We start from the raw sequence: 20,830 nt of genomic DNA, 5'->3' as shown, positions 1-20,830 counted from the left end.
GTCATTTGAGAAACAACTGCCTTCTACTTTCTACTTTGTGCCAAAAGCAAGCCTTTTACTTATGGATGTTGTTGTTACCGGAATTGGTCTTGTTTCGGCTTTAGGTACTCTGGATGATGGCTGGAAAAGATTGTTGTCCGGGAAGTCGGGAATTCGACACCATCAACCTTTTTTAGAAATAGAACCGCTACCTTTGGCTTTGGTTGGCACAAAACCTGCTGATTTAATAACTTTAATTCGGCAGGTTTTAGCAGATGCTTTGCAAGATGCTAATTTGACTTTGCCTTTGCCCGATTGCGGAATTGTGATCGGTTCTAGCCGCGGCTTCCAGGCAAATTTGGAACTGTTGGCAAGCGAAGGAAGTTCGGCAACGGATTGTGTAACGGATGTAACGGATGGAAGAAAGACGGAAGTTGAAAGAAGTCTGAGGGAATTCGGAAGAGGGAAGTCGCAAGAAGCAAGGGAATTCCCAATTACCGATTCCGACTTCCCAATCCCCAATTCCCAATTACCGATTACTAATTGTCAATTTGTGAATTTTTTGCCTCACATGGGGGCGATCGCAGCGGCGAGGGCAATTGGCTCAACGGGGCCGGTATTGGCACCGATGGCGGCTTGTGCTACGGGTATTTGGTCGATCGCCCGTGCTGTTGATTTAATCCGCACTGGTGAGTGTCAGCGGGCGATCGCAGGTGCTGTGGAAGCGCCTATCACACCGCTGACTCTGGCTGGATTTAGCCGGATGGGTGCTTTGGCAAACACTGGGTGCTATCCCTTTGATGAAAATCGGGAAGGCTTTGTGCTCGGTGAAGGCGGGGCTTTATTTGTATTAGAATCGGCCGAGTTGGCAAGGCGTCGGGGTGCTAAAATTTACGGTCGAGTTTCCGGTTTTGGCTTGACAAATGATGCTTGTCATGCTAATGCGCCGGAGCTGGGGGGGGAAAGTGCGATCGCGGCGGTAAATCAATGTTTGAAACGCAGTAATTTAGCGGCGATTGATATAGATTTTATTCATGCTCACGGTACTGCAACTGAGTTAAATGACCGACACGAAGCACTGTTAATTGAGAAGTTATTTCACCCAGGAGTTGCTGTTAGTTCGACTAAGGGGGCGACGGGGCATACTTTGGGAGCTTCGGGAGCTTTAGGCGCTGCTTTTTGTTTGATGAGTATTAAATATCAGATGTTGCCGCCTTGCGTGGGAATGAAAAAACCGGGGTTTGAATTAGATTTTGTTCGCTGTGCGCGATGGGCGATTGTCAGAAATGCGGTTTGTTTAAGTTTTGGCTTTGGCGGGCAGAATGCTGCGATCGTTTTATCGGGCGATCGTTAATTTTTGTAAACTCGGTCGATCGGCGTTTAATTTACACGATCTCTCTACAGTTAAAATCTTCTGAGGTGGTCGGAGAACTCTCCCACTTCCAATTTAAATCTCAAAAATAGTACAATATTTATGTATTTTAGCTAATTAACTGAGAATTTTGGTGAGATTGCTGCTGCTGCTATGCTAGTCTGGCTCTGCATCCCGACGCTGATCCTTGCGTCAAAGCCGAGGAGACTAGAAAAGAGAGGCAGATTAAAGCAGTATTGTATTTTATTAACGCACCGATGGCGATCGGTGAAAATAGAAGAAAGAAACTGTTTAAATTAAGTCTCAGGTATTTTCACATGGATCTGGCATCTCATCGATTTATGTCTTATTTTGAACCAGAGCAAGCTGCTCACCTTTGCCAAATAGCTGTTTTGGAGAGTTTTGCTGAGGAAACGCTGGTTTTTGAAGAAGGAGAAATAGCCGATTTTTTCTATCTAGTTTTAGAAGGTAAAGTCGAGTTTAGCAAGCGGATTGAAAATCATAAATATCAAACGGTTGCTGTCGCTAAGCCAGACGATTATTTTGGCGAACTCGGAGTTTTAGACGGAGAGCCTCGCAGTGCTAGAGCTGTGGCAGTTGCAGGCTCGACTTTGGCGAAAATAGGCCGTGAAGAACTAATCACAACTCTCCAGTTTGCTAAAGGCAGTTCGGTACTGCAAATGTTTAGTTTCATTACTAAAAATTTACGGGAGACCACGGATCAATATGTGAGCCAGTTGGTACACAAACAAAAGATGGTATTGGTAGGAGAAATGGTGAGTACAATTATTCACGATTTCAAAAGTCCTTTTACCGGAATTAAACTCTCCAGTGAAATGCTCAAAGAAATGCACTCAGATGAGGAAACTCAGGAGTGGTGTGAACTTATTCAATTGCAGGTTCATCGAATGTTGGGGATGGCTGAAGAAGTATTAGAATTTTCGCGAGGCAATTCTGTATTCAATAAAAAACCAGTTAATTTAATTCAGACGTTGCAGCAGTTTGAAAAGTTGAACAGAGTTTATTGTGAAGCAGCAAAAGTAGATTTAGCAGTACGGGTGACAGAAGTAATAGTGGAAGCGGATGAAAATAAGATTTTGCGCGTTTTACAAAATTTAGTTGGGAATGCTGTTGAGGCTTTTGGCGGCAGAGGGGGTCGGGTGGAGATTGCGGTGACACAAAGTGAGGAGTGGGCAGAAATTAGCATTTACGATAACGGCCCAGGCATTCCGCCGACAATTAAGGAAAAGTTATTTGAACCGTTTGTGACTTATGGAAAGCGGACTGGTACTGGGTTGGGAACGGCGATTGTTAAGTCGATTGTTGAGGCTCACAAAGGGAAAATTACTTATGAGTCAGAGGACGGAAAAGGCACAACTTTTTACATCCGCTTGCCGAAAATCATGGCTTTAGGAGAGCAACATTAAGTAGGTTGGAAGATATATACTTAGGACTTTTTCACTAAGTGTCAGAGACTTAGTTGATGAGTAAATATCTTGTTGTAAAACAATATTTTCCTAATAAACCGGGTTTAAGAGCGTAAGTCCTAATACTGTGTAGCGACTGAGAGAATCAAGTATAATTGAATTAACGAACTGCTAAAAATTTGATGCCAGTTAATATTCAAACCTTACCCACAGAAGTTATCAACTTAATTGCCGCCGGCGAAGTGATTGACTCGATCGCCGCTGCGGTACGAGAATTAGTTGAAAATTCTCTGGATGCTGGCGCAACTCGCATCGTTGTTTCTGTCTGGCCCGAACAGTGGCGAGTGCAAGTTGCAGATAATGGTACGGGAATGGATCTGGAAAATTTGCGGCAGGCGGCTTCGCCTCACAGTACAAGCAAAATTACCACTGAAGCTGACCTTTACAAAATTGATACTTTGGGATTTCGTGGGGAAGCTTTGCACAGTTTAGCTCAGTTGGGCTGTTTGCAGGTTTTGAGCCGATCGAATGATTTGGGATTGGGGGATTTTTCGGAAAATCGAGAGTCGGCGCAAACCCCCGCCAAATCATCCTTTAACAAGGGGGGAGTTGAAAATGCTCGATCGGGATGGCGGGTGGTTTACAATAACGCGGGCGTTGCTGTGGAGGTGGAAACAGCCGCGATCGCTCCTGGTACGGTGGTGACTGTTGATAATTTGTTTGGCAATTGGCCTGTGCGCCGCAGTTTTTTGTCGCCGGCACAGCAAATGCGATCGATCCAATTAACGCTTCAGCAAATTGCTATTTGTCACCCGCACGTTAATTGGCAGTTGCGTCAAGGAAATACGCCTTGTTTGCACGTAACTCCTGGTAGCACAGCGGAACAACTTTTACCTCAATTTGTGCGCGGTTTGCGATCGAGCGATTTGCAGTATTTAAAGTTAGATTTGTCGGCGAGTCCTCAAAATCAGAAAGCTGCAAATTTATTGCTAGAAACTCAACTTGTTGGCGCTACAGTGAAGCCTAATTACCAATTACCAGTTGCTACTTCCCAATTCCCAATTCCCAATTCCCAGTTTTTAGAATTAGTAATTGGTTTGCCCGATCGCTGTCACCGCAGGCGACCGGATTGGGTGAAAGTTGGGGTAAATCGGCGAGTTGTGCGATCGCCCGAATTAGAGCAAACTATTCTCAGCGCCTTTGCCCGCACTTGTCCGCGAGATCGCTATCCCGTGTGTTTTGTCCACCTGCAAATCTCCCCTTCGGAAATCGACTGGAACCGCCACCCCGCTAAGGTTGAAATTTATCTGCATGATCCGAGTTTTTGGCAAGCACAAGTTAGCGCGGCAATTGCTCGTGCTTTGCATTTGAACGATGAAGTTTTGCCGCCTGCCCCAATTCCCGATCGAGTGGGAAAATTGCTGAAGGCATCGGAACAAAAAAGTGCTTACAGTGTCGGGATTTCGGCTAGGCAGAATGATGGCGGCGGTGAAGAGGAAAAAGCTAATAAAATAGGATTGATGGAATTGAGGGCGATCGCTCAAGTTCACAATACTTACATTGTTGCCGAACATTCCAGCGGAATGTGGTTAGTGGAACAACACATCGCTCACGAGCGCGTTTTATACGAGCAATTGTGCGCTGCTTGGCAGCTAAAAAATCTAGAAAAACCAGTAATTCTCAGTCAATTATCTGCACTGCAAATTGAGAATTTATCCCGCTTGGGTTTGGAAGTAGAAAGTTTTGGGGAACAGCTATGGGCCGCCCGCGAAGTTCCTGAATTGTTAGCCGATCGAGATGACCGTGCGGAGGCGCTTTTTGAACTCAGTAAAGTCGCCGATTTGCAAGCTGCTCAAGTTGCGACTGCTTGCCGTAGCGCTATGCGGAATGGTACTCCTTTGAGTCTTTCCCAAATGCAAAATTTGTTGGATGAATGGCAGCAAACTCGTAATCCGCGCACTTGTCCTCACGGCCGCCCTATCTATTTTGCTTTGGAAGAATCAACTCTGGCTCGGATTTTTCGCCGCAGTTGGGTGATTGGTAAAAGTCACGGGATTTGAAAGTTGATTTGACATCCGAGGGCGTTCACCTCAATCTGGCTCGATTTAAAAAAAATCGTGAAGCTTTATTAAAAATAGGGGCTGATTTAGATGAAAAAACTTAGAATATATTAAAATTTATATAATGCAGTGTTTTTAATATTTTTTGGGCAACAGGCAAGATGCCTGTTCCACAAGAAAAAATGCCTTTTTTACCATAAGCAAGGTTAATTATATTACAAAAAGCTGCAACAGACAAGATGCCTGTTCCACAAGAAAAATTACCTGTTTTACCATAAAAAAGGTTAATTATACTACCAAAAAATGCCGATTCACCCGAATAATCTTTGTTGTGGAACAGGCATCTTGCCTGTTCATGATATGGGTACAGAATGTAAATAAAAAATAAATCAATAATAAATATGGATTTTCCGATCGCCCGACAACTATTTTATCGAGAAATAAATCAGCCAGATGGCTCGATAGACCTGGCGAAAGCTGCCCTCTATATGGCTTTGGAAGAATACCCAAATTTAGAGCCAGAGGAGTATCTAAATGCTCTCGACTCGATCGCAGATGAAGTGCGCTCACGCCTGCCGACACAGAATTATCCGCTGCGGATTATTCAAACTATTAACGCCTATTTATACGGGGAGTTGCAGTTTGCGGGCAATGATGTTGATTATTACGACCCCCGCAATAGCTTTTTGAATGAAGTGATCGATCGGCGTACTGGTATTCCGATCTCTTTATCTTTGGTTTATTTGGAGGTTGCTAAGCGCATTGATTTTCCGATGGTGGGAATTGGGATGCCAGGACATTTTTTAATTAGACCGGATTTTGAAGATGCTGGCATTTTTGTTGATGCGTTTAACGGCGGCGAAATCTTGTTTCCTGAAGATTGTCAAGCCAGACTTTCTCAAATTTATGGTCAACCTATGGAGTTGCAGCCCACTTTTCTCGCCCCGGTAAGTCGCCGACATTTGTTGGGGCGAATGCTGGGAAATCTGAAGGCGATTTACTTGCAACAGCAAGATGCTGTGAGGGTACTCTTGGCGATCGAACGGATTTTGCTGCTGTTTCCCGATGCGCTGGGGGAACGGCGAGATCGCGGAATTCTCTATTATCAACTGGGACGCTTGGTGGAAGCGCGCCACGATTTGGAACTATACCTGAGAAATGCTCCGAATGCTCCTGATGCTGCTAGAATTCGCCAATTGGTCGATCGGCTCGATCGGGATTTTTGAACTTAAATTCCCTATATGTCGCACAGTACACTATAAGACATAAAAGTGGCACTCAATAAACTGCTGCCTGACGACCAAATTTCGCTTTTATAATTTTTGCCAATGTCTCTAAAATTGTCAAACGGCTAATCATAACATATTAATGGTCAATTAATACCTATCTTTTGATAGGTTAAATTTGCTTGACATGACTGTAAAATCATAGGTCATTTACCGAACTTCCGGGTCCACTTTCCCGGCTGATACCCGCACTGATACCCGCACTGATACCCGCACTGATACCCGCACAGACGAGCGATCTAAAAAGTATTTTGACCTAAAGAGGCACAAACTCATGAACTTTCAGTTTCAACAACGGTATCTCCACGCAATGCAACCCCTGTCAGCCCATTTAACCAAAAGAATGTCAAAGTCTTTATCCTTAGGTTTGGCGTTTTTGCTGGGAACAAGTGCAGTATTCCTAAGCAGCGGCAAAGCCTTTGCATTAGATAATGTTACCGTAAAATACGGTGCTGTTGACGTAACATTACCGATGAGCGACTTGCAAAGCTTTGCACAAACAGGCCAAGCATCATCTCAACTGCAAAGCGTTCTGAGTCTTGCGAAACAAACTCCTGAGTCGATGCGCGAAATATTAACGCGAGAAGTGCCTTTAGATTCCCAATTAGTAGCGCGGCTAGCAAGCACTTATTTTGGGGAAATTGTTTTCAAACAATTGGGGGAGGTTGCTTATGCGCCGGCAACTCGGCTGCAAAGTGCGCCCGCACTGCGCGATGCTTTAGTCGCAGCTTCCAAAGATGGCAAAATATCGCTGATAGAAGTGATGCAAAATTACAGCCCTGCTGCTTTAGAAGTTGACGGCAATCAAGCGATGGTTATTTATGAACGAGTGATTAAAGATGTGCAAGATTTGCAAGCTTTGTATCAGAATTCCCCGGCTTTGCAAAATACGGCTAACCAAGCCGTGAATTCGGCGAGAGAAATGATTTGTCAGCCCAATCCCTCGGGAAGTGCGAAATAAATAACTGAAGTTGGAGGGAAGGGGGAATTGGGAATTGGGAATTGGGAATTGGTGCTTTTTTCCTATTAGCTCTAGCTTTCAGCTATTAGGAATTACTTATGACCGATTACCAATTATTCGGCTACGCGAGGGTAAAAGTTCCCAATTACCCATTATCCATTACCCCTTACTCATTCTTTGAGATAGTTGCTCTGCTACCCGCTTGAGTCTGCGGAGTTGGTCTTTCATATCTTTTTGTGTCCAAGGGGCTGCAAAGCGATTGAAACCAAATCTAATTAAACGATTGGGAATTTGAAATTCAAAGCGGTTAATCAAGAGAGTTCCTTGGATTTGCGGCTGGCATTCCCAACGATCGCATCCTTTGAAAAATCCGTCAAACCCCCAAACAATTAAACCGGGTTGTCGCTCCAACACAACACTCTCTAAAGAGGGTTGCAAAACGGGAATTTTTATGATAAATAAGCTGCGACTTCCTACGGCAGTATCCCATTCGCCCTGGGGATCGCAGCGTAGCAGGGGATTGAGCCACTTGTGCATTAAAGTGCGATCGACTATACATTGCTCCACCAGAGTAGCAGCAGCGCGAATTTCAATGGATTGCTCGAAAACTTGACGAATTGACATGAGAACCTGCAACAAGGAGGGTATTACAAAACTTTGCTTACTAGATAGTCCTTTATTTACTTGTAACGTCAATTTTTCCAGAAATTAAAAGATTGACACACTCATAAATACAGTGTATCATCTTGAATTAAAGTATATATACCGATTATGGAGTTAGTCGAAAGGCACATCATTAAACCAAATCATAGGTTTTATCGAGAAGCCGATAGACTGTCTTTGCTGTGCAAAAATCTTTACAATAGCGCTCACTACATCTACCGTAAAAAATTTTTCGCTAGCCAACAAACAAACGCTCTGGCTGTTGATCACGCCCTCCAAACAAGTCCTGATTACAAAGCACTGCCCGCAAAATTAGCACAAAGCACGATCGGCTTAGTGATCAAAGCATGGACTAGCTACTATCTAGGGGTGCGAAACTATCAGGAAGACACCACTAAATTTAAAACCGCACCGAACAGTCCTCATTATAAAGGTTCAAGAGAGCGAAAAAGAGAGGAGGTGCGCTATGTAGTTGTATTTAATTGTCAAGCTGTTAGCAAAAGAGCCTTAAAAAAAGGATATGCTCGCCCCTCCGGGACTAATATTTGGTTGCCATTAAAAGTCACCTCGATTCTGGAAATCCGGATTGTTGCCAAAGTAGGTTGTTATCTGGTCGAGGTGCTCTATGAGACGTTAGACCAGCCTTTACAAGTTAATCAGACAGTAACTGCCATAGATTTAGGATTAAACAATCTGGCAACATTAACCTACAATGTTCGTGGGTTAGTAGCGACAATCTACGACGGACGGGCTGTTAAGTCAACCAATCAATACTGCAATCAAGTTTCATCGGCAGTGAAATTATTGCTGCCCGTAGCGCAAAAAAACCGTAAAAAACTCGCCAAATTGTGGCACAAGCGTAACTGTAAAGTGGATTACTACCTCCACACGACGAGTTACGCAATTATTAAAGAACTCGTTAATCATCAAATTGGCTTGCTGGCTATAGGCTGGAACGATGATTTTAAAGATGGGATTAATACGGGTTTGGTTAATAATCAAAATTTTCCCTGTATTCCCCATCGCCGGTTTGTGCAAATGTTGCAGTACAAAGGACAACTTGCTGGAATTCAAGTTCTGTTAGTTGAGGAGAGTTACACCTCCCAATGTTCAGCTTTGGATTGGGAACCAATTCAACAACATTCCGACTACATTGGCAGTACGGTAAAAAGAGAATTGTTCAGAACCAAAACTGGACGCTTCATCAATGCCGATGTAAAGGGTTATTGGAATATTGGCCCAAAAGCAGTCGGAGATTGGTTTATCCCAAATTCGATAGAGGGTTTTGTAGTTAACCCAGTACCTTAAAAGTGTACAAACATTAAATTTAGGCGATGTCTAGATTTTTTGGAACTATTATTAAAGTTTCGTCTTGTCCTTGTCAAATGTGACGTTAACCTGAGAAAAAAATGAATGAAACTTGGCAAGAAATAACTCAACCGGTATCGGGGCCCATAGCGGCTTTGTCCGATCGCATTTTGGCCCAGGCCCAGCCCGGGAATGCCCTGACAGATGCAGAACGCGGAATTAACAATTTCCTTCAGGGCTCAAACATTGAAAATCTCCTCTGGGCCGTCGGTATCCTGCTCATTGGCTTGATAGTATCAGCCCTCGTCTCATCTGTAGTGGGGGGATTGCTCAAGAAGACTACGATCGACAACCGGTTGGCTGCTTGGATTACCGGTCGCCCGGAAGGAGCTGGAGCCCCGCAAGTGGAAAAATGGATTTCCGCAGCGGTGTTCTGGATCATTTTTGTCTTTTTCCTAATTGCCTTTTTCAACCGGCTGAATCTAACGGCTGTCTCGCAACCCCTCAATACTTTTCTCAATCAAATTACCGGTTTCTTGCCGAAGTTAGCCGGCGCGCTAATTTGGTTGGGGATTGCTTGGGTGTTGGCAACTGTCGCCAAAATGGCCGTATCGCGGGCGATGCGGGCTTTTAGCGTGGACGAGCGCTTGAATCAGGAGGTGGGCGCTGCGCCCACTGAGCGCCCTTTGCTGCTGAGCGATACTGTGGCGAATGCGCTGTACTGGTTCATTTTTCTGCTGTTTTTGCCGCTGATTCTCGACTCACTCGAAATGCAGCAGGCTCTGCTGCCGGTTAATAATTTACTCAACCAAATTCTGGCGGCAATTCCGAAAATTCTGGAAGCTGTGGTGATTGGGTTTGTGGGCTGGCTACTGGCTATGGTGGTGCGGCGGATTGTCACTAATCTGTTGGCTGCTGCTGGGGCGGACGGTTTGGGCGCTCGGTTTGGAATTTCGCGGACTTCTGGCGGACAATCGCTGTCGTGGATTGTCGGTACGATCGTCTATGTTTTGATTTTGATTCCAACGGCGATCGCAGCTCTGAACGCTTTGGACATTCAGGCGATTTCGCAGCCGGCAATCGCGATGCTCAACACGATTCTGGGCGCGCTTCCCAACATTTTTACAGCAGCGCTAATTCTGGGGGTTGCTTACTTTTTGGGGCGCTGGATCAGCGATTTGGTGACTAATATCCTGACGGGAATTGGCTTTAACAATGTCTTTTCTTGGTTGGGAGTGCAGCAGCCGAAACAGCGACTGCGACTACCGCCAAGTTCGATCGATCCGGAGGCAACGATTCTTCAGGAACCGGAACTTCCGGCCCGCACGCCTTCTGAGTTTGTCGGCATCGTGGTGCAGGTGGGCATCATGCTGTTTGCTGTGGTGGCGGCTACCGATGTGCTGGGGATTCCAGCACTGACGGCGATTGTTAGCGGTATTGTCCTGGTTGCAGGTCGGGTGCTGGCCGGTTTGGTGGTATTTGCGATCGGCTTGTATTTGGCGAATCTGGCGTTTAGTTTGATTGCCAGTTCTGGAACTCGTCAAGCGCGGCTTTTGGGCCAAGCGGCTCGGATTGCGATTATTGCCTTTGTTTCAGCCTTGGCGCTGCAACAAATGGGAATTGGCAGCGATATTGTGAATTTGGCTTTCGGGCTGCTGCTTGGGGCGATCGCAGTTGGCATTGCTTTAGCTTTTGGTTTGGGCGGGCGCGAGATTGCGGCCGACCAAATTCGCGAATTGTTAGCGTCGTTTAAACAAGATAAGACGCCGCGTTTGTAATTCTATAAAAAGGCGTTTGTCAAATACAAACGCCTTTTTTTTATGATTAATTTTATTGTGAGGGTCGCGAAGCAATCGCAAAGCCTTTGAATTTGATTTGAATTTGAGGATACAGCTATAGACTGTTCGGAAGGAGAGATTGATTCTTGTTTCTGGGCCGATGCCCCTAATTGAGAATGGTAAGAGCTGCGTCGTCGGCCCTAAAACAACAAAACCTCCTCATAGAGAAGGTTTTATCACAATCGGAGCGGCGGGATTTGAACCCACGACCCCTACTACCCCAAAGTGGGGTTAAGATAGTTGTAATAGTTATTCTGTATAGCTTTTAAGGATTATCAATAACTGATATATCAATTTAATCGTTTTTTTAAGAATTTTCTTGGGAAGGAGTTAAGGAGTCAGGAGTCAGGAGAAGAGCTTTCTTCCCTCCTGACTCCTTTTCTCCTCTCTTCTTCTTCGGAAGATTTTTTATCCTCGATGGCTTCTCGCTGCTCAAGCCATTCGATCAGGGCCATCCTCACGATCGATGCTAGCGACTGATTCGGTTCGATCGCCTGAGCTCTAAGCCGATCACGCAGTTCGCCTACATCAAATGTAAGTCGATCACGAGAATCCCTACTTTTTCCTTTAATCTTTTCTGTGCTCATTTTTTTAGCATATTCTATGAGCGCAACAAATCTTAGATTAAAGTTTTAAATTCTCTTGACATAACATCATTTGGATGTTACAGTGCAAAAACGCCTGGTAAACGTGTTGAAGCACGCTCACCAGACTTTCCACCAATGCCGCCACACGGCACTAGGAGACAGCATTATGTTACTACAGCCACAGCATCTAGTTGTGGTTGAACGTTCGTTCAACCGCAACTGCATTGTGAAAGGTTTCGGAAAAACGGCTCAGGAAGCAGCCGAGAAGGTATGGAATCAGAGACGAGCTTTCGGGTACTGGGACGCAACGAAAACTTACCCCAAACCCAAAGCTGAAGAACGAGGCGAAGAACCAGGCACTGAAAAAGGAAGCCCACGGGACAATCGATAATTTTTTTCTCTGGCTGTGAGCTACTTGAAAGACAGCCCCAGCTATCCCTAAAGTAGCTCATACAAAGACATGAAACGCCGAAACACAATAACCGCGCAAGTTACGGAAGAATCGGGTAGGCGCAATTTCTGGACGCGATCGGAGTTAAGGGCAGAACTGGGCAAGATTTCCAACAAAACGAATAAGCCAATGGCAGAAGCAACTTTTAAACGAAGATTGGCACTGCTTGAGGAAGAATGCCCAGAAATTGAGCGATCGCTCTATAGTCGCAAATTCTCGGATTTCTCAAAATGGTGTCTGGTTCAGCTAGAGGAAATCTTCCTCTTTTGCGATCGAGATATCGACAAAACCCGCAATTACTTACAAAACATAGGAATCAACACAGATGAGTATTTCAAGAATCGAACTCAAAGCTCAACTCGGTCTGGGCAAAGTTAGCGACATCACCAATGTCCGTAAAGCCCTTGGTCAGAAAGATTGGCAGAACTCTCAGGTTTTAGAGGCTGATGCTCTCGAAGTGACTGAATATTACCGACTTGTTCGCGAAGAAATGATTATCCCGTCGGAAGCATTGCTACAAATTGCCAGCAACCGAACTGGCAGCAGTGAATATCAGAATGATCAAATTGATGAAAGTGTGATCGACCATAGCGAACACCGCGACGGTCAAGAAGAAACCAATGGAATGGTACTTGCTATTCGATCGGTCACTCAAGAAGCCAGCTTAGCAATGACTGATGTTGCTGAGGCAGCATCCGAACAAATAGTTGATACTTTTTGCATTGCCCTGGGTGCAAATGTAGTGGATAAGCTTCAAGACAGAGCAACTAAAGTTCGAGCGAATTTTGGTTCAATCACTAAATCTATTCGATCGACTCCTTTAGATCTCCGTGGTGGAAGTTTACCGGGAAAAAAACAGCAACCGAAACAGATAACTGGACTTTGGGGCTAATCGAATCCTGCATAGAACTAGCTGGAGCTTACAGCGAGCGGCTAATTCTAGAAGAGCAAGCTCGTTCAGCTTACCGAGAAAAGTTACTCATTGCCTTGGTTGTTTATGCGAGTTTGCTCTCCTCATCACATTGCAATTGTTCAAAAAGACAGAAAGAGGAAAAGACAATGATTCAGTGGCTAGTATCGATTTTTAGACCTTCTGGTAATCCCTATCCAATTTCAGCCCCTTCAGTTTGGATGACAGGAGTTTGCTAAATGATTCCTATAACCTCTGACAAAGTTTATGATTGGAGTCCAAACCAGAGAGTTTACGTCTACAGTGCTCAGAAACAATGTTTAGAACTCTGCCAAGTGAAGGACTTGGATTTGTCTGAATTAGGCGATCGAACTCGACTTCTGGAACCAGTAGACGACAACCTGCAACTCTGCCAACCAAAAGAACGAGAAATACCGCCAAATTGTGTAGGTGGTAGGCATTGTCCTTATCCTGGAGTTTGTTACCGTTTCGAGACTGAACAGCAAGATTATGAATGTACATTTGCATCTGACGACAATTATCTCACTGCTGATTGTTGGGGGCAATAACGAAATCGGGTTAATACTTCTGACAACAGTAATTCTGAATGTGTGGGGAAATATCCAGCAGGGCAAGAAAGTTCAAAACATTCAATACCGATACAAAAAGCTGAAGGATGACAAAGGGTGGAAATAACGACTGATATGCAAGCCATTCTCGATTTCCTGAAACTTTTTGGAGTAGGCAGTACAGCAGAAATTGCTTTCTGTACTTTAATCGCAGAATGGCGAGTAGAAATTGATGTTCAAGATATGGCAGATGAAGGTTGGGTAAGACTCTCAACTGATCGCGCAAGTAATATGATCGCAACGATTGTTAATCACAGCAAGGATTATTAACCATGAATGACCAATTTTCGCCAGATTCAACAACAGCAACAACTAAGACAGAACCTGGCTATCCTTGGATGAGTAGAGCTATCCCAGCATTGGTAGTTGGTTTCGGTGCATTCTGTTATCAAAACGGGTATCAAGACGCGCTGAAACAAACCCCTCCGACGATCGTACAGGGCAGTCAAACAGTCAACAACACCACAGTCTATCAAATTTCTCCATCCGTCGGCATAGGTAGCCACAATAACCGTCAAACAGTCGAGTAATAATCATGGTAAAAAGATTGACAAGCATGACCTATGACGAGCTTCAAACTGAGCGCGAGGCCAACGAATTGCTCAAAAATAATCTGAAAGCTCAAATAGAACAGGTCACTGATACAAAGGTTTCTTTGAAATTAAGTCAAGAACTTTTACAGCTCTCGAAACGTAACGAAAAACTGGCAGAAAGACAAGCGGTTTTGCTCCGCAAAGTCAAGAAACCGATGGCGCGTTCGCGCCCCGCAAGCTACGATATGTCGCTTAATGAAATTGAAGCTGAAATCGAGCAAAACAAAATTACGTTCGCAAAACTTGAACAAGAGTTGACCTCCAGTGATTTTGACACGCGGGTTAACGCTAGTCAAACGCTACGAACTCTTTACCCACGACATAAAGCATTATGTAGTCAAAAAGTGGCACTTTTGTCTCATTCACTCGAATGTTTAAGGAAAGAATTGAATGCCACATAAAAATAATGCTAAAGCCAGTCTAATACTTAAACACCAACGGCAACCTAAGCAGCCAAAATCTAGAAGAAAAAGTGATTATATCCCTGGGTTTAATTACATTTTCCAAGACGGTTATCTGTCGAAAATTGGTTTGAGTGAAACACCAAAAACACGTCACTATTTCCTGTCACGAGAGTACGCAGCCAAGTTACAAATTAGGGCGATCGTCTTCACGATGAACATGAAACTGACAGAAAAAACCATGCACAAAATCTTTAAGCGTTGGAATGTTCACCGCGCTCCCGGATTTGATGGTAGGACAGAATGGTTTGAAGCCAATCCTTACAGAGTTTTACTGATGCAAGTCACGCTATTTCTTCTCTGTTGGCTGGTTAACTTCGCTTACTTAGCTCTGGCTGTTTTAATTTTGATGCTCTTTTCCTCTCTGGTTTTTAGATAATGCTCGAACGTATCTTGAAATTCTTCCCAAATCTGTTGGCTTCTCAGCAGAAAGCTAGTCAGGTTTCCCGAAAACTGAGTAATAAAATCTTTCAAAATTGTAATCAGGATGTTCGACATCTACTGCCAGGTTGCTATTTCTATGTAGGGTTGCAAATTCAAATCAAGTTTTTCTCTACATATTCAGAATTTCTGAAAGAAGATATCGAATATTGGGATTGGATAATCTATGACGGTTTTGGGCAAGTAATTCTAAAGACTGGGGTGGGAGATACCAGAGATGAGGCTGTTGCTCTAGCTCAAGTTTGGACAGTCGAATTTCTTCAGGGCAAAGTACCTTTTTCAATCGTTCCAGGTGATCAAAATGCTTAAGCAAGTTTTGAATTTTGTTCCAATCAATATTCTTCAAAAGATTGGTACTTCGATCGTAGAAATCTTACACGAAAAAGATGAGTTACGGAATTGGCAGCCGGATCAATCCGCTGTATCCGAAACTTACTGTTATCTGGACTTAGAAATTAAAATCGTTGCCTGTGTAAAGTTAAATTACTGGTACTGGTATTGGTTTGTTTGCGATGGTAGAGGTACTGAAATCCTTGGAAATGGAACAGCTACTACCGAAAATGATGCGATCGCTCTAGCAGTTAAATGGGCTAATGCGTTTCTAGCTGATGATGTTGATACTTTAGCTTTAGCTGAGGAAGAAATAGATGTTTGATTGGCTACTTGGTAAAGCTCCAGCAAGAAATCAATTTTCTCGCAACATTTACGTTTTCAGCAGCCGTCGCCCAACCCAAATTTTTACATTCTACGGTGATGCAGAAATTTGCGTTCTTCAGGCAATGAAAGCAGTTGAGCGCCAACTTCCCAAACCTGAACCGGGAGAAATGGTCAAAATTACAGCTTACCTAACACCGAATGGTTTACCCGAATAATGCGTAAAAATCTCAAACCAATCCTGAGTCTGTTGCCCGATTCGATCGTCCTGTCATTCACCAAACAACTTCTGATTTATCTGAAATTGAAAGGTGCAATCACAGAATGGGTGATTGATCCACCAATCTCTGACGAATATGAGCACTGTGGATTGATTATCCGTTTGCGATGCTTTCACATTGATGGAGAGGAACGCTGGAGCGAACAATGGATCTGGTATGTCTACGATGGTATGTATCGGTTTCTTGACCAAGGCATGACCTATGACTCCGCTGACTCCCTCCTAGCAGCCAAAAAGTGGATCAACGATTTCATGGAGTATGACGATGAAGAATTGGGAGAGGTAAGCAATAATGTTAGATAAATTCTTGAATTTGTTGTCCGCTCGTACCGTCAGCAACTTAGCCATGAAACTCTTGCTGAATCTGCAAAGAAGAGGCGTTATAGAATCTGACTCTGATGCTGAAGAATATGAACATTTAGGCTTAACAATCCAGCTTAAATCGGTTGAGTTGAACACAAGAGTTAAATGGTGTGTGTACGATCGACTGAAACAAGGTGCTTCTCACGACACAAAATCAGCTTTGTCCGATGCAATTATCTGGATAGATAATCTAAATCTTGATGATTCAACACAATTAGATTAAGAGGAAAATAATGCAACAACTACTCGACCAAGAACAAGATGTTTTGACCTACCTTCTCACAACGCTAGTCGGTGGCGCTCTTGATGCTGAAGGTGAGCAACTGTTGGATGAGGTCTTTGGCATCACAACTGCTGACTTGAACCAACTCACTCCCCAAGGCTGGGCTGCGATCGGCGATCGGGCAATCCAAGCAAAATGGTTTCTTGACCACATCACCGAAATCAAAGAGAAATTCAAGCTACTCATTGACGCACAAATCTGTTTCCGTGAGTTCCAAGGCTGGCTGATGGAAGCTGGCTATAAAGGCGCTGAGAAAATTAAGAAAGCTCAGATAGATGTTGCCGTTGCTCGTGCCAAATATGGCGCAACAGTAGAAGTCCAAGATTATCGACTTACGAAAAGCCAAGAACAATTCACTGGGGAAACTGAACAAGATAAGATTTTCTGGGACAACACGGTAATTGCTGCCCTCGCCAAGAAAGTTGCCGAAGTTGACGCAGCCAGTTTAAAGATGCAAGGAAATCCAGAGTTTGCTGCTGATTTAGCAAAATGGAAAGAAGAAGAAACCAATATCTATAAGCAAGCTTCATACGGTTTGAAACACGGTACTCATGGTTTGAGCCATCCATCTCTCGGCGGTTCCACTTCTGCTCCCCTCCAAATTAGTCAGTCCAATTACTCTCAACCTCAATTTGTTTCAGCTTCAAGTTCAGCTACACAACGATGGCGTTCCGCCCCGCAAGCTACGGCAGCAGTACAACGCTCAACAACAGCCAAAGCGAAGGATTCCATCAACGTAGCGGTTAACTGGTCAGGCGACATGGCAGGCAAAGTTAATGGTGTTGCTTCGCAGATAAATCGTGGTTTTTCAAGATTTACTAAATTCATGAGAGGTGAAAGTTGATTATTTCTAAAGGTCAAGTTTTCAAAGTCGTCAGCTCGATCGATTACAAGAACGGCGCTGCTGCTACGACAAATACAGGCTGGGTAACGACAGATGACCATCAACCAGGAATCAAAGTACCCAACCGTTACGGATATTTAGTAGTTGCTGAAGCTTCCGCAATACAGAATATCGAGATTTGCGCCAATTGTTGTCTGCTCTACGGCAAAACCTTCAATAAATGCACCAACCATGTTTTTACAAACTCCACAATTACCACAAAACCAGAAGCCTGCTGTACAACAACCACAGCAAGCTAAAGAAGAACTGGTTTTCAAGCCGTCAGCGGAACTGAAACACCTCAAGAATGTCAACAACTGGCTATTTTTGGTAGTGAAGTTCTCGATCGGCATCGGCATTGCAAATTTATTCCGGCTCTTTCCGTCACATCTTTTCTTAGGAATCGTGGCGATCGTCATCGGCTCTCTGAGTCTGTTTTTCATGTCGCCAGCCGATCGCGCTTATGTCGGACTCTGGCGGACAGGCGGTGCAACCTTGGCGATCGGAGGCATTCTCTGCTTCTGGGATTTGTATTATCTCCTGACCTGGCAGCATGGTTTGGCGATCGCAATCTTTATCATCGTCGCTATGTGGATCATTGGTGCTGGTAGTAAATAACACTTACCTCCCTGTTGCTACGGCTGTACTGGTTTGAGTCAGCAGCAGGGAGATTTTAAGTCTTGGCATCACTCCTCACTCATCAGTCATCACTCATCAGTCATTAGTCATCGGTCATCAGTCATCGGGCATCGGATCGGAAATCGCGCGCATCTCGCGCATCGGGCATGGGCATCAGGTATTGGATTTTGGGTATTGGATTTTGGGTATTGGGGATTGGGTAAAGGATAGGAGTCATGAGTCATGGGTAACAGGGTAACGATCGGGTCATTTTTCGGAGCATTTTGCTCTTTGGCGCTGGCATTAATGCCGCTTCCTTTCGATCGCTGGGTGGGAGTTCGGCAAGCCAGCTCTGTTGCTGCGATCGGCTGCGGATATTTTGGCTGGCAGGACAGCCAGAAAAAAAAGGAGCAGCTCGAACGGCAAGAGCTTTGGGAATTTGAGCAGCGACTGAAACAACAAGCGCTTGATGCTGCTGTTAACTCCGCACTCACCGATGTCCTGGTTGAGGAGGTAGTGGTCAAAGAGAAACTTCGGGCTGATGCCTCGGTTGAGGTCTACAAAGCGGAGACTCAGCAGAATTTTGTCCGAGTCATGGCTCACGATCACCCCACCATTCTTGAGCATCTTCTCAAAACTTCACAACCCCCAATACCAGAAACAAAAACAGTTTTTGATTCTCAGTCAGAAACAGAAACAGATTTTATTTCTGATTCTGTTGTTGATAGTGTTCCGGGTGGTGTGGCAAGAGAGAAAACAGTAGAAGAAAAGAGAGCGGAGTATATAGCTGCTGCCCGATCGAAGCTGTTGAAATTGATTGAGGAGCATGAAGGAGGATGGATTGCACAACTGATGCACAAACCCATCCTAATTTATGGAGATATGGGTAGCTTTAAAAGTTACTTCGCCGCTTTTTTAGCACTGTGCCGGCATTATTTGTATGGTCACAAAATCATCTCGATCGCTGACCCTCACTTTCATCAAAATTATGATGAATGCTGGAAAAGTTTGGTTAAGTTGGGAGTTCCCGGCTATGGCGCAAATCAAAACTTTGAAGAAGTTGGTCAACAACTTAACGCTATGTACGATCGATTCAAAGTCAGAACTCTGAAGGATGATTGGCTGACTTCTATCTTTGATGAGATGACACAATATGGCTTTGAAGAAGGTACGGCGGAACCTGCCAGCAAACTAACCAGAAAAGTTGTTGGCGACCCTCGCAAAGGCAAAGAAGCGCCTATCTTCATTGCTCATAATGATACTAATGCTGCTTTCGGCGGTGGTGATGGTTTTAGTAAATCTGTTAACTCAGGAGTTATCAAACTACAGTTACGATCGGACAGCAAATATCAGCCACTTTTCAAAGGAACTATTTCGGGCATCAAAGATGAAGAGGGAGAGTGCATCAAAGATTTACCTATTTCTATTTTGCCGTACTGGATACGCCCTGAATGGGTCTATGAGTTATTTAATGGCTTTAGTTCAGAGTCGGACAATCAAGTTATTAGTAATTCAGAAGTTGACCAGAAACCTGATTTAAACCTTAGCTTGCACAACACAAAAAGTGAACTACAATCTGAGAGACTACCTGAAATACAATCGGACATAGAATCGGACATAGAATCGGACATAGACAAACTAAATCGGGCATTAAATCAGTCAGTATCGTGGGATTATTGGTTAGCAGAATCAACCACTGAAGAACTCGCTCGACAAATAGACTTACACCGATCGCAAGCCAGCCAAAAGTCAGATAATTTACCAGATAATTCAGCAGATAACTCAAGTGAAGAATTATCAGCTTTAGATAACCTTATCAAAAGCGAGATAATTCCAAAAGCCTTAGCCAGAGAGGATTATCCAGTTATCTGGGATGCCGAAGATTTCGCAAGATTACTGCCAAATGAGTCAGAAACAGCAGTTTTTGAGCGCATTTTGGAATTATCCGATAAATATACAAGTGCCAGCAAACTCATACAAATTGGTTTGGGTTTCACCCAGGGAAGAAGGAAGCCTCGAAGTTATTCAGATGTAGGAAAAAAGTGTTTTCAGTACATAGTAATGAAGTACGGCACACCCTCTCTAATTGCTAAATTCAAGAATTACTTGGAAAAGAGGTAATTCCAATTATTTGTCAATTCGATTGTAGTACATCAATCCAACAAAACTAGGAGAAAAAATGCGTAAACCAACCCCAGGCGAATCAGTATTTTTGGCGGGAACATTGACAACAGCCATACTCACAACTGCTGAAGTTGTCCCCAATGTAATGCAAGAATTAAAAGAGGACGCGCATCAAGCAAGTCAAGAATTGAAGCGCACAAAGTCTGCAAATCCAGCAGACACTTTTACTGCTGGACTAATCATAGGTTTGGTTGGCGGAGCCGTAGGAACAACAAAGGTTATATCGGATAAAATTAATAATCCATAATGACCCAAAAGTAAATCTCATAGTAAAATCATTTTAAGTTGTGATTTTACTATGAGATTTATGGATCAGTTAGCAGTTTTGTTTTTTCTATTAGGTATTTTGACAGGAATCTTAGTGATACTATTCCTCCGTCAATTCATCTAGTAATTTTGGAAATCCTCTGAGCTTAACAATGCGAGGTGGTTTATTGCTAAAAAAACTCCAAACAATTAATGCAAGCCCAGCAACAAGCTGACCGTCTTCATTACTAACACGTTTACAAGCGATAAGCAATTCTGCGATGCCTGCGATCCCTCCGAAAATAGTTGACAAAATATCTAATTGATCCTGAGTAGGTTTTTTAAACTTCATA

At 43.9% G+C, this 20,830-nt stretch carries 28 protein-coding genes; 25 read left to right on the top strand and 3 right to left on the bottom strand.

What is annotated here, in order from left to right; genetic code table 11:
• The first annotated feature begins 61 nt into the window (after positions 1 to 61).
• The 5 genes from QUA34_RS15190 to QUA34_RS15170 all read left to right on the top strand — a co-directional run bounded on the left by QUA34_RS15190 (position 62) and on the right by QUA34_RS15170 (position 7,085).
• The gene (locus QUA34_RS15190) at positions 62 to 1,333 is read left to right on the top strand and encodes a beta-ketoacyl synthase N-terminal-like domain-containing protein (RefSeq protein ID WP_333387877.1); all 1,272 of its coding nucleotides are present in this window, start codon (positions 62 to 64) and stop codon (positions 1,331 to 1,333) included.
• 335 nt (positions 1,334 to 1,668) lie between these two features.
• A complete protein-coding gene (locus QUA34_RS15185) occupies positions 1,669 to 2,778 on the top strand; it encodes an ATP-binding protein (protein ID WP_333387874.1) in 1,110 nt (369 codons plus the stop codon).
• A gap of 182 nt (positions 2,779 to 2,960) precedes the next feature.
• Positions 2,961 to 4,838, top strand: a complete 1,878-nt coding sequence (gene mutL, locus QUA34_RS15180; RefSeq protein ID WP_333387871.1) for a DNA mismatch repair endonuclease MutL — start codon at positions 2,961 to 2,963, stop codon at positions 4,836 to 4,838.
• Positions 4,839 to 5,239: 401 nt separating this feature from the next.
• Positions 5,240 to 6,064 (top strand): transglutaminase family protein, encoded by an 825-nt coding sequence (locus QUA34_RS15175; protein WP_333387868.1) that lies wholly within the window; start codon positions 5,240 to 5,242, stop codon positions 6,062 to 6,064.
• 403 nt (positions 6,065 to 6,467) lie between these two features.
• Positions 6,468 to 7,085: an alpha/beta hydrolase gene (locus QUA34_RS15170; RefSeq protein WP_333387865.1), complete on the top strand. Its 618-nt coding sequence runs from the start codon at positions 6,468 to 6,470 to the stop codon at positions 7,083 to 7,085.
• 159 nt (positions 7,086 to 7,244) lie between these two features.
• On the opposite strand, the gene QUA34_RS15165 is transcribed toward QUA34_RS15170, so the two are convergent.
• A complete protein-coding gene (locus QUA34_RS15165) occupies positions 7,245 to 7,709 on the bottom strand; it encodes an SRPBCC family protein (protein WP_333387861.1) in 465 nt (154 codons plus the stop codon).
• 147 nt (positions 7,710 to 7,856) lie between these two features.
• On the opposite strand from QUA34_RS15165, the gene QUA34_RS15160 reads away from it, so the two are divergent.
• A complete protein-coding gene (locus QUA34_RS15160; protein ID WP_333387859.1) occupies positions 7,857 to 9,056 on the top strand; it encodes a transposase in 1,200 nt (399 codons plus the stop codon).
• Positions 9,057 to 9,157: 101 nt separating this feature from the next.
• Entirely contained in the window at positions 9,158 to 10,834 is a 1,677-nt protein-coding gene (locus tag QUA34_RS15155) for a mechanosensitive ion channel (RefSeq protein WP_333325426.1), read from the top strand.
• Positions 10,835 to 11,232: 398 nt separating this feature from the next.
• Here the strand turns inward: QUA34_RS15155 and QUA34_RS15150 are convergent, their stop codons facing one another.
• On the bottom strand, positions 11,233 to 11,481 hold the full coding sequence (locus QUA34_RS15150; protein ID WP_333106770.1) for a hypothetical protein: 249 nt from the start codon (positions 11,479 to 11,481) through the stop codon (positions 11,233 to 11,235).
• 82 nt (positions 11,482 to 11,563) lie between these two features.
• On the opposite strand from QUA34_RS15150, the gene QUA34_RS15145 reads away from it, so the two are divergent.
• From QUA34_RS15145 to QUA34_RS15060, 18 genes are all read left to right on the top strand, one after another.
• A complete protein-coding gene (locus tag QUA34_RS15145) occupies positions 11,564 to 11,872 on the top strand; it encodes a hypothetical protein (protein WP_333387855.1) in 309 nt (102 codons plus the stop codon).
• A 69-nt stretch (positions 11,873 to 11,941) separates the two neighbouring features.
• Positions 11,942 to 12,310, top strand: coding sequence for a hypothetical protein (locus tag QUA34_RS15140; RefSeq protein ID WP_333106774.1), 369 nt, complete (start codon positions 11,942 to 11,944; stop codon positions 12,308 to 12,310).
• Positions 12,258 to 12,824: a hypothetical protein gene (locus tag QUA34_RS15135; RefSeq protein ID WP_333106775.1), complete on the top strand. Its 567-nt coding sequence runs from the start codon at positions 12,258 to 12,260 to the stop codon at positions 12,822 to 12,824. Before QUA34_RS15140 ends, QUA34_RS15135 begins: the two co-directional genes overlap by 53 nt.
• 257 nt (positions 12,825 to 13,081) lie before the next feature.
• A complete protein-coding gene (locus tag QUA34_RS15130) occupies positions 13,082 to 13,411 on the top strand; it encodes a hypothetical protein (RefSeq protein ID WP_333387851.1) in 330 nt (109 codons plus the stop codon).
• 135 nt (positions 13,412 to 13,546) lie between these two features.
• Positions 13,547 to 13,741, top strand: coding sequence for a hypothetical protein (locus tag QUA34_RS15125; RefSeq protein WP_333106778.1), 195 nt, complete (start codon positions 13,547 to 13,549; stop codon positions 13,739 to 13,741).
• Positions 13,742 to 13,743: 2 nt separating this feature from the next.
• Complete coding sequence (locus QUA34_RS15120) at positions 13,744 to 14,001, top strand: hypothetical protein (RefSeq protein WP_333387848.1); 258 nt, start codon at positions 13,744 to 13,746, stop codon at positions 13,999 to 14,001.
• A gap of 26 nt (positions 14,002 to 14,027) precedes the next feature.
• A complete protein-coding gene (locus tag QUA34_RS15115) occupies positions 14,028 to 14,465 on the top strand; it encodes a hypothetical protein (RefSeq protein ID WP_333387847.1) in 438 nt (145 codons plus the stop codon).
• Complete coding sequence (locus QUA34_RS15110; protein ID WP_333387844.1) at positions 14,455 to 14,904, top strand: GIY-YIG nuclease family protein; 450 nt, start codon at positions 14,455 to 14,457, stop codon at positions 14,902 to 14,904. The genes QUA34_RS15115 and QUA34_RS15110 overlap by 11 nt, the downstream gene beginning before the upstream one ends.
• Before the next feature lie 35 nt (positions 14,905 to 14,939).
• On the top strand, positions 14,940 to 15,275 hold the full coding sequence (locus QUA34_RS15105; RefSeq protein WP_333106784.1) for a hypothetical protein: 336 nt from the start codon (positions 14,940 to 14,942) through the stop codon (positions 15,273 to 15,275).
• On the top strand, positions 15,268 to 15,621 hold the full coding sequence (locus QUA34_RS15100) for a hypothetical protein (RefSeq protein ID WP_333106785.1): 354 nt from the start codon (positions 15,268 to 15,270) through the stop codon (positions 15,619 to 15,621). The genes QUA34_RS15105 and QUA34_RS15100 overlap by 8 nt, the downstream gene beginning before the upstream one ends.
• Positions 15,614 to 15,838, top strand: coding sequence for a hypothetical protein (locus QUA34_RS15095; protein ID WP_333106786.1), 225 nt, complete (start codon positions 15,614 to 15,616; stop codon positions 15,836 to 15,838). The genes QUA34_RS15100 and QUA34_RS15095 overlap by 8 nt, the downstream gene beginning before the upstream one ends.
• A complete protein-coding gene (locus QUA34_RS15090) occupies positions 15,838 to 16,203 on the top strand; it encodes a hypothetical protein (protein WP_333106787.1) in 366 nt (121 codons plus the stop codon). The genes QUA34_RS15095 and QUA34_RS15090 overlap by 1 nt, the downstream gene beginning before the upstream one ends.
• Positions 16,193 to 16,486 (top strand): hypothetical protein, encoded by a 294-nt coding sequence (locus QUA34_RS15085; protein WP_333387841.1) that lies wholly within the window; start codon positions 16,193 to 16,195, stop codon positions 16,484 to 16,486. The genes QUA34_RS15090 and QUA34_RS15085 overlap by 11 nt, the downstream gene beginning before the upstream one ends.
• A 10-nt stretch (positions 16,487 to 16,496) precedes the next feature.
• Positions 16,497 to 17,390, top strand: coding sequence for a hypothetical protein (locus QUA34_RS15080; RefSeq protein WP_333387838.1), 894 nt, complete (start codon positions 16,497 to 16,499; stop codon positions 17,388 to 17,390).
• Positions 17,387 to 17,689: a hypothetical protein gene (locus QUA34_RS15075; protein ID WP_333106790.1), complete on the top strand. Its 303-nt coding sequence runs from the start codon at positions 17,387 to 17,389 to the stop codon at positions 17,687 to 17,689. The genes QUA34_RS15080 and QUA34_RS15075 overlap by 4 nt, the downstream gene beginning before the upstream one ends.
• Positions 17,622 to 18,047 (top strand): hypothetical protein, encoded by a 426-nt coding sequence (locus QUA34_RS15070; protein ID WP_333106792.1) that lies wholly within the window; start codon positions 17,622 to 17,624, stop codon positions 18,045 to 18,047. Before QUA34_RS15075 ends, QUA34_RS15070 begins: the two co-directional genes overlap by 68 nt.
• Before the next feature lie 243 nt (positions 18,048 to 18,290).
• A complete protein-coding gene (locus QUA34_RS15065; RefSeq protein ID WP_333387835.1) occupies positions 18,291 to 20,168 on the top strand; it encodes a hypothetical protein in 1,878 nt (625 codons plus the stop codon).
• A 58-nt stretch (positions 20,169 to 20,226) separates the two neighbouring features.
• Complete coding sequence (locus QUA34_RS15060) at positions 20,227 to 20,478, top strand: hypothetical protein (RefSeq protein WP_333310440.1); 252 nt, start codon at positions 20,227 to 20,229, stop codon at positions 20,476 to 20,478.
• Between the two features lie 120 nt (positions 20,479 to 20,598).
• Here the strand turns inward: QUA34_RS15060 and QUA34_RS15055 are convergent, their stop codons facing one another.
• The gene (locus tag QUA34_RS15055; RefSeq protein WP_333106795.1) at positions 20,599 to 20,829 is read right to left on the bottom strand and encodes a hypothetical protein; all 231 of its coding nucleotides are present in this window, start codon (positions 20,827 to 20,829) and stop codon (positions 20,599 to 20,601) included.
• Position 20,830 lies beyond the last annotated feature (1 nt).

This window comes from Microcoleus sp. POL10_C6, from assembly GCF_036701585.1.
Classification (GTDB): domain Bacteria; phylum Cyanobacteriota; class Cyanobacteriia; order Cyanobacteriales; family Microcoleaceae; genus Microcoleus.
Note: the sequence above shows the minus strand (reverse complement) of the source record. Positions and strands in the feature narration are given on the sequence as shown.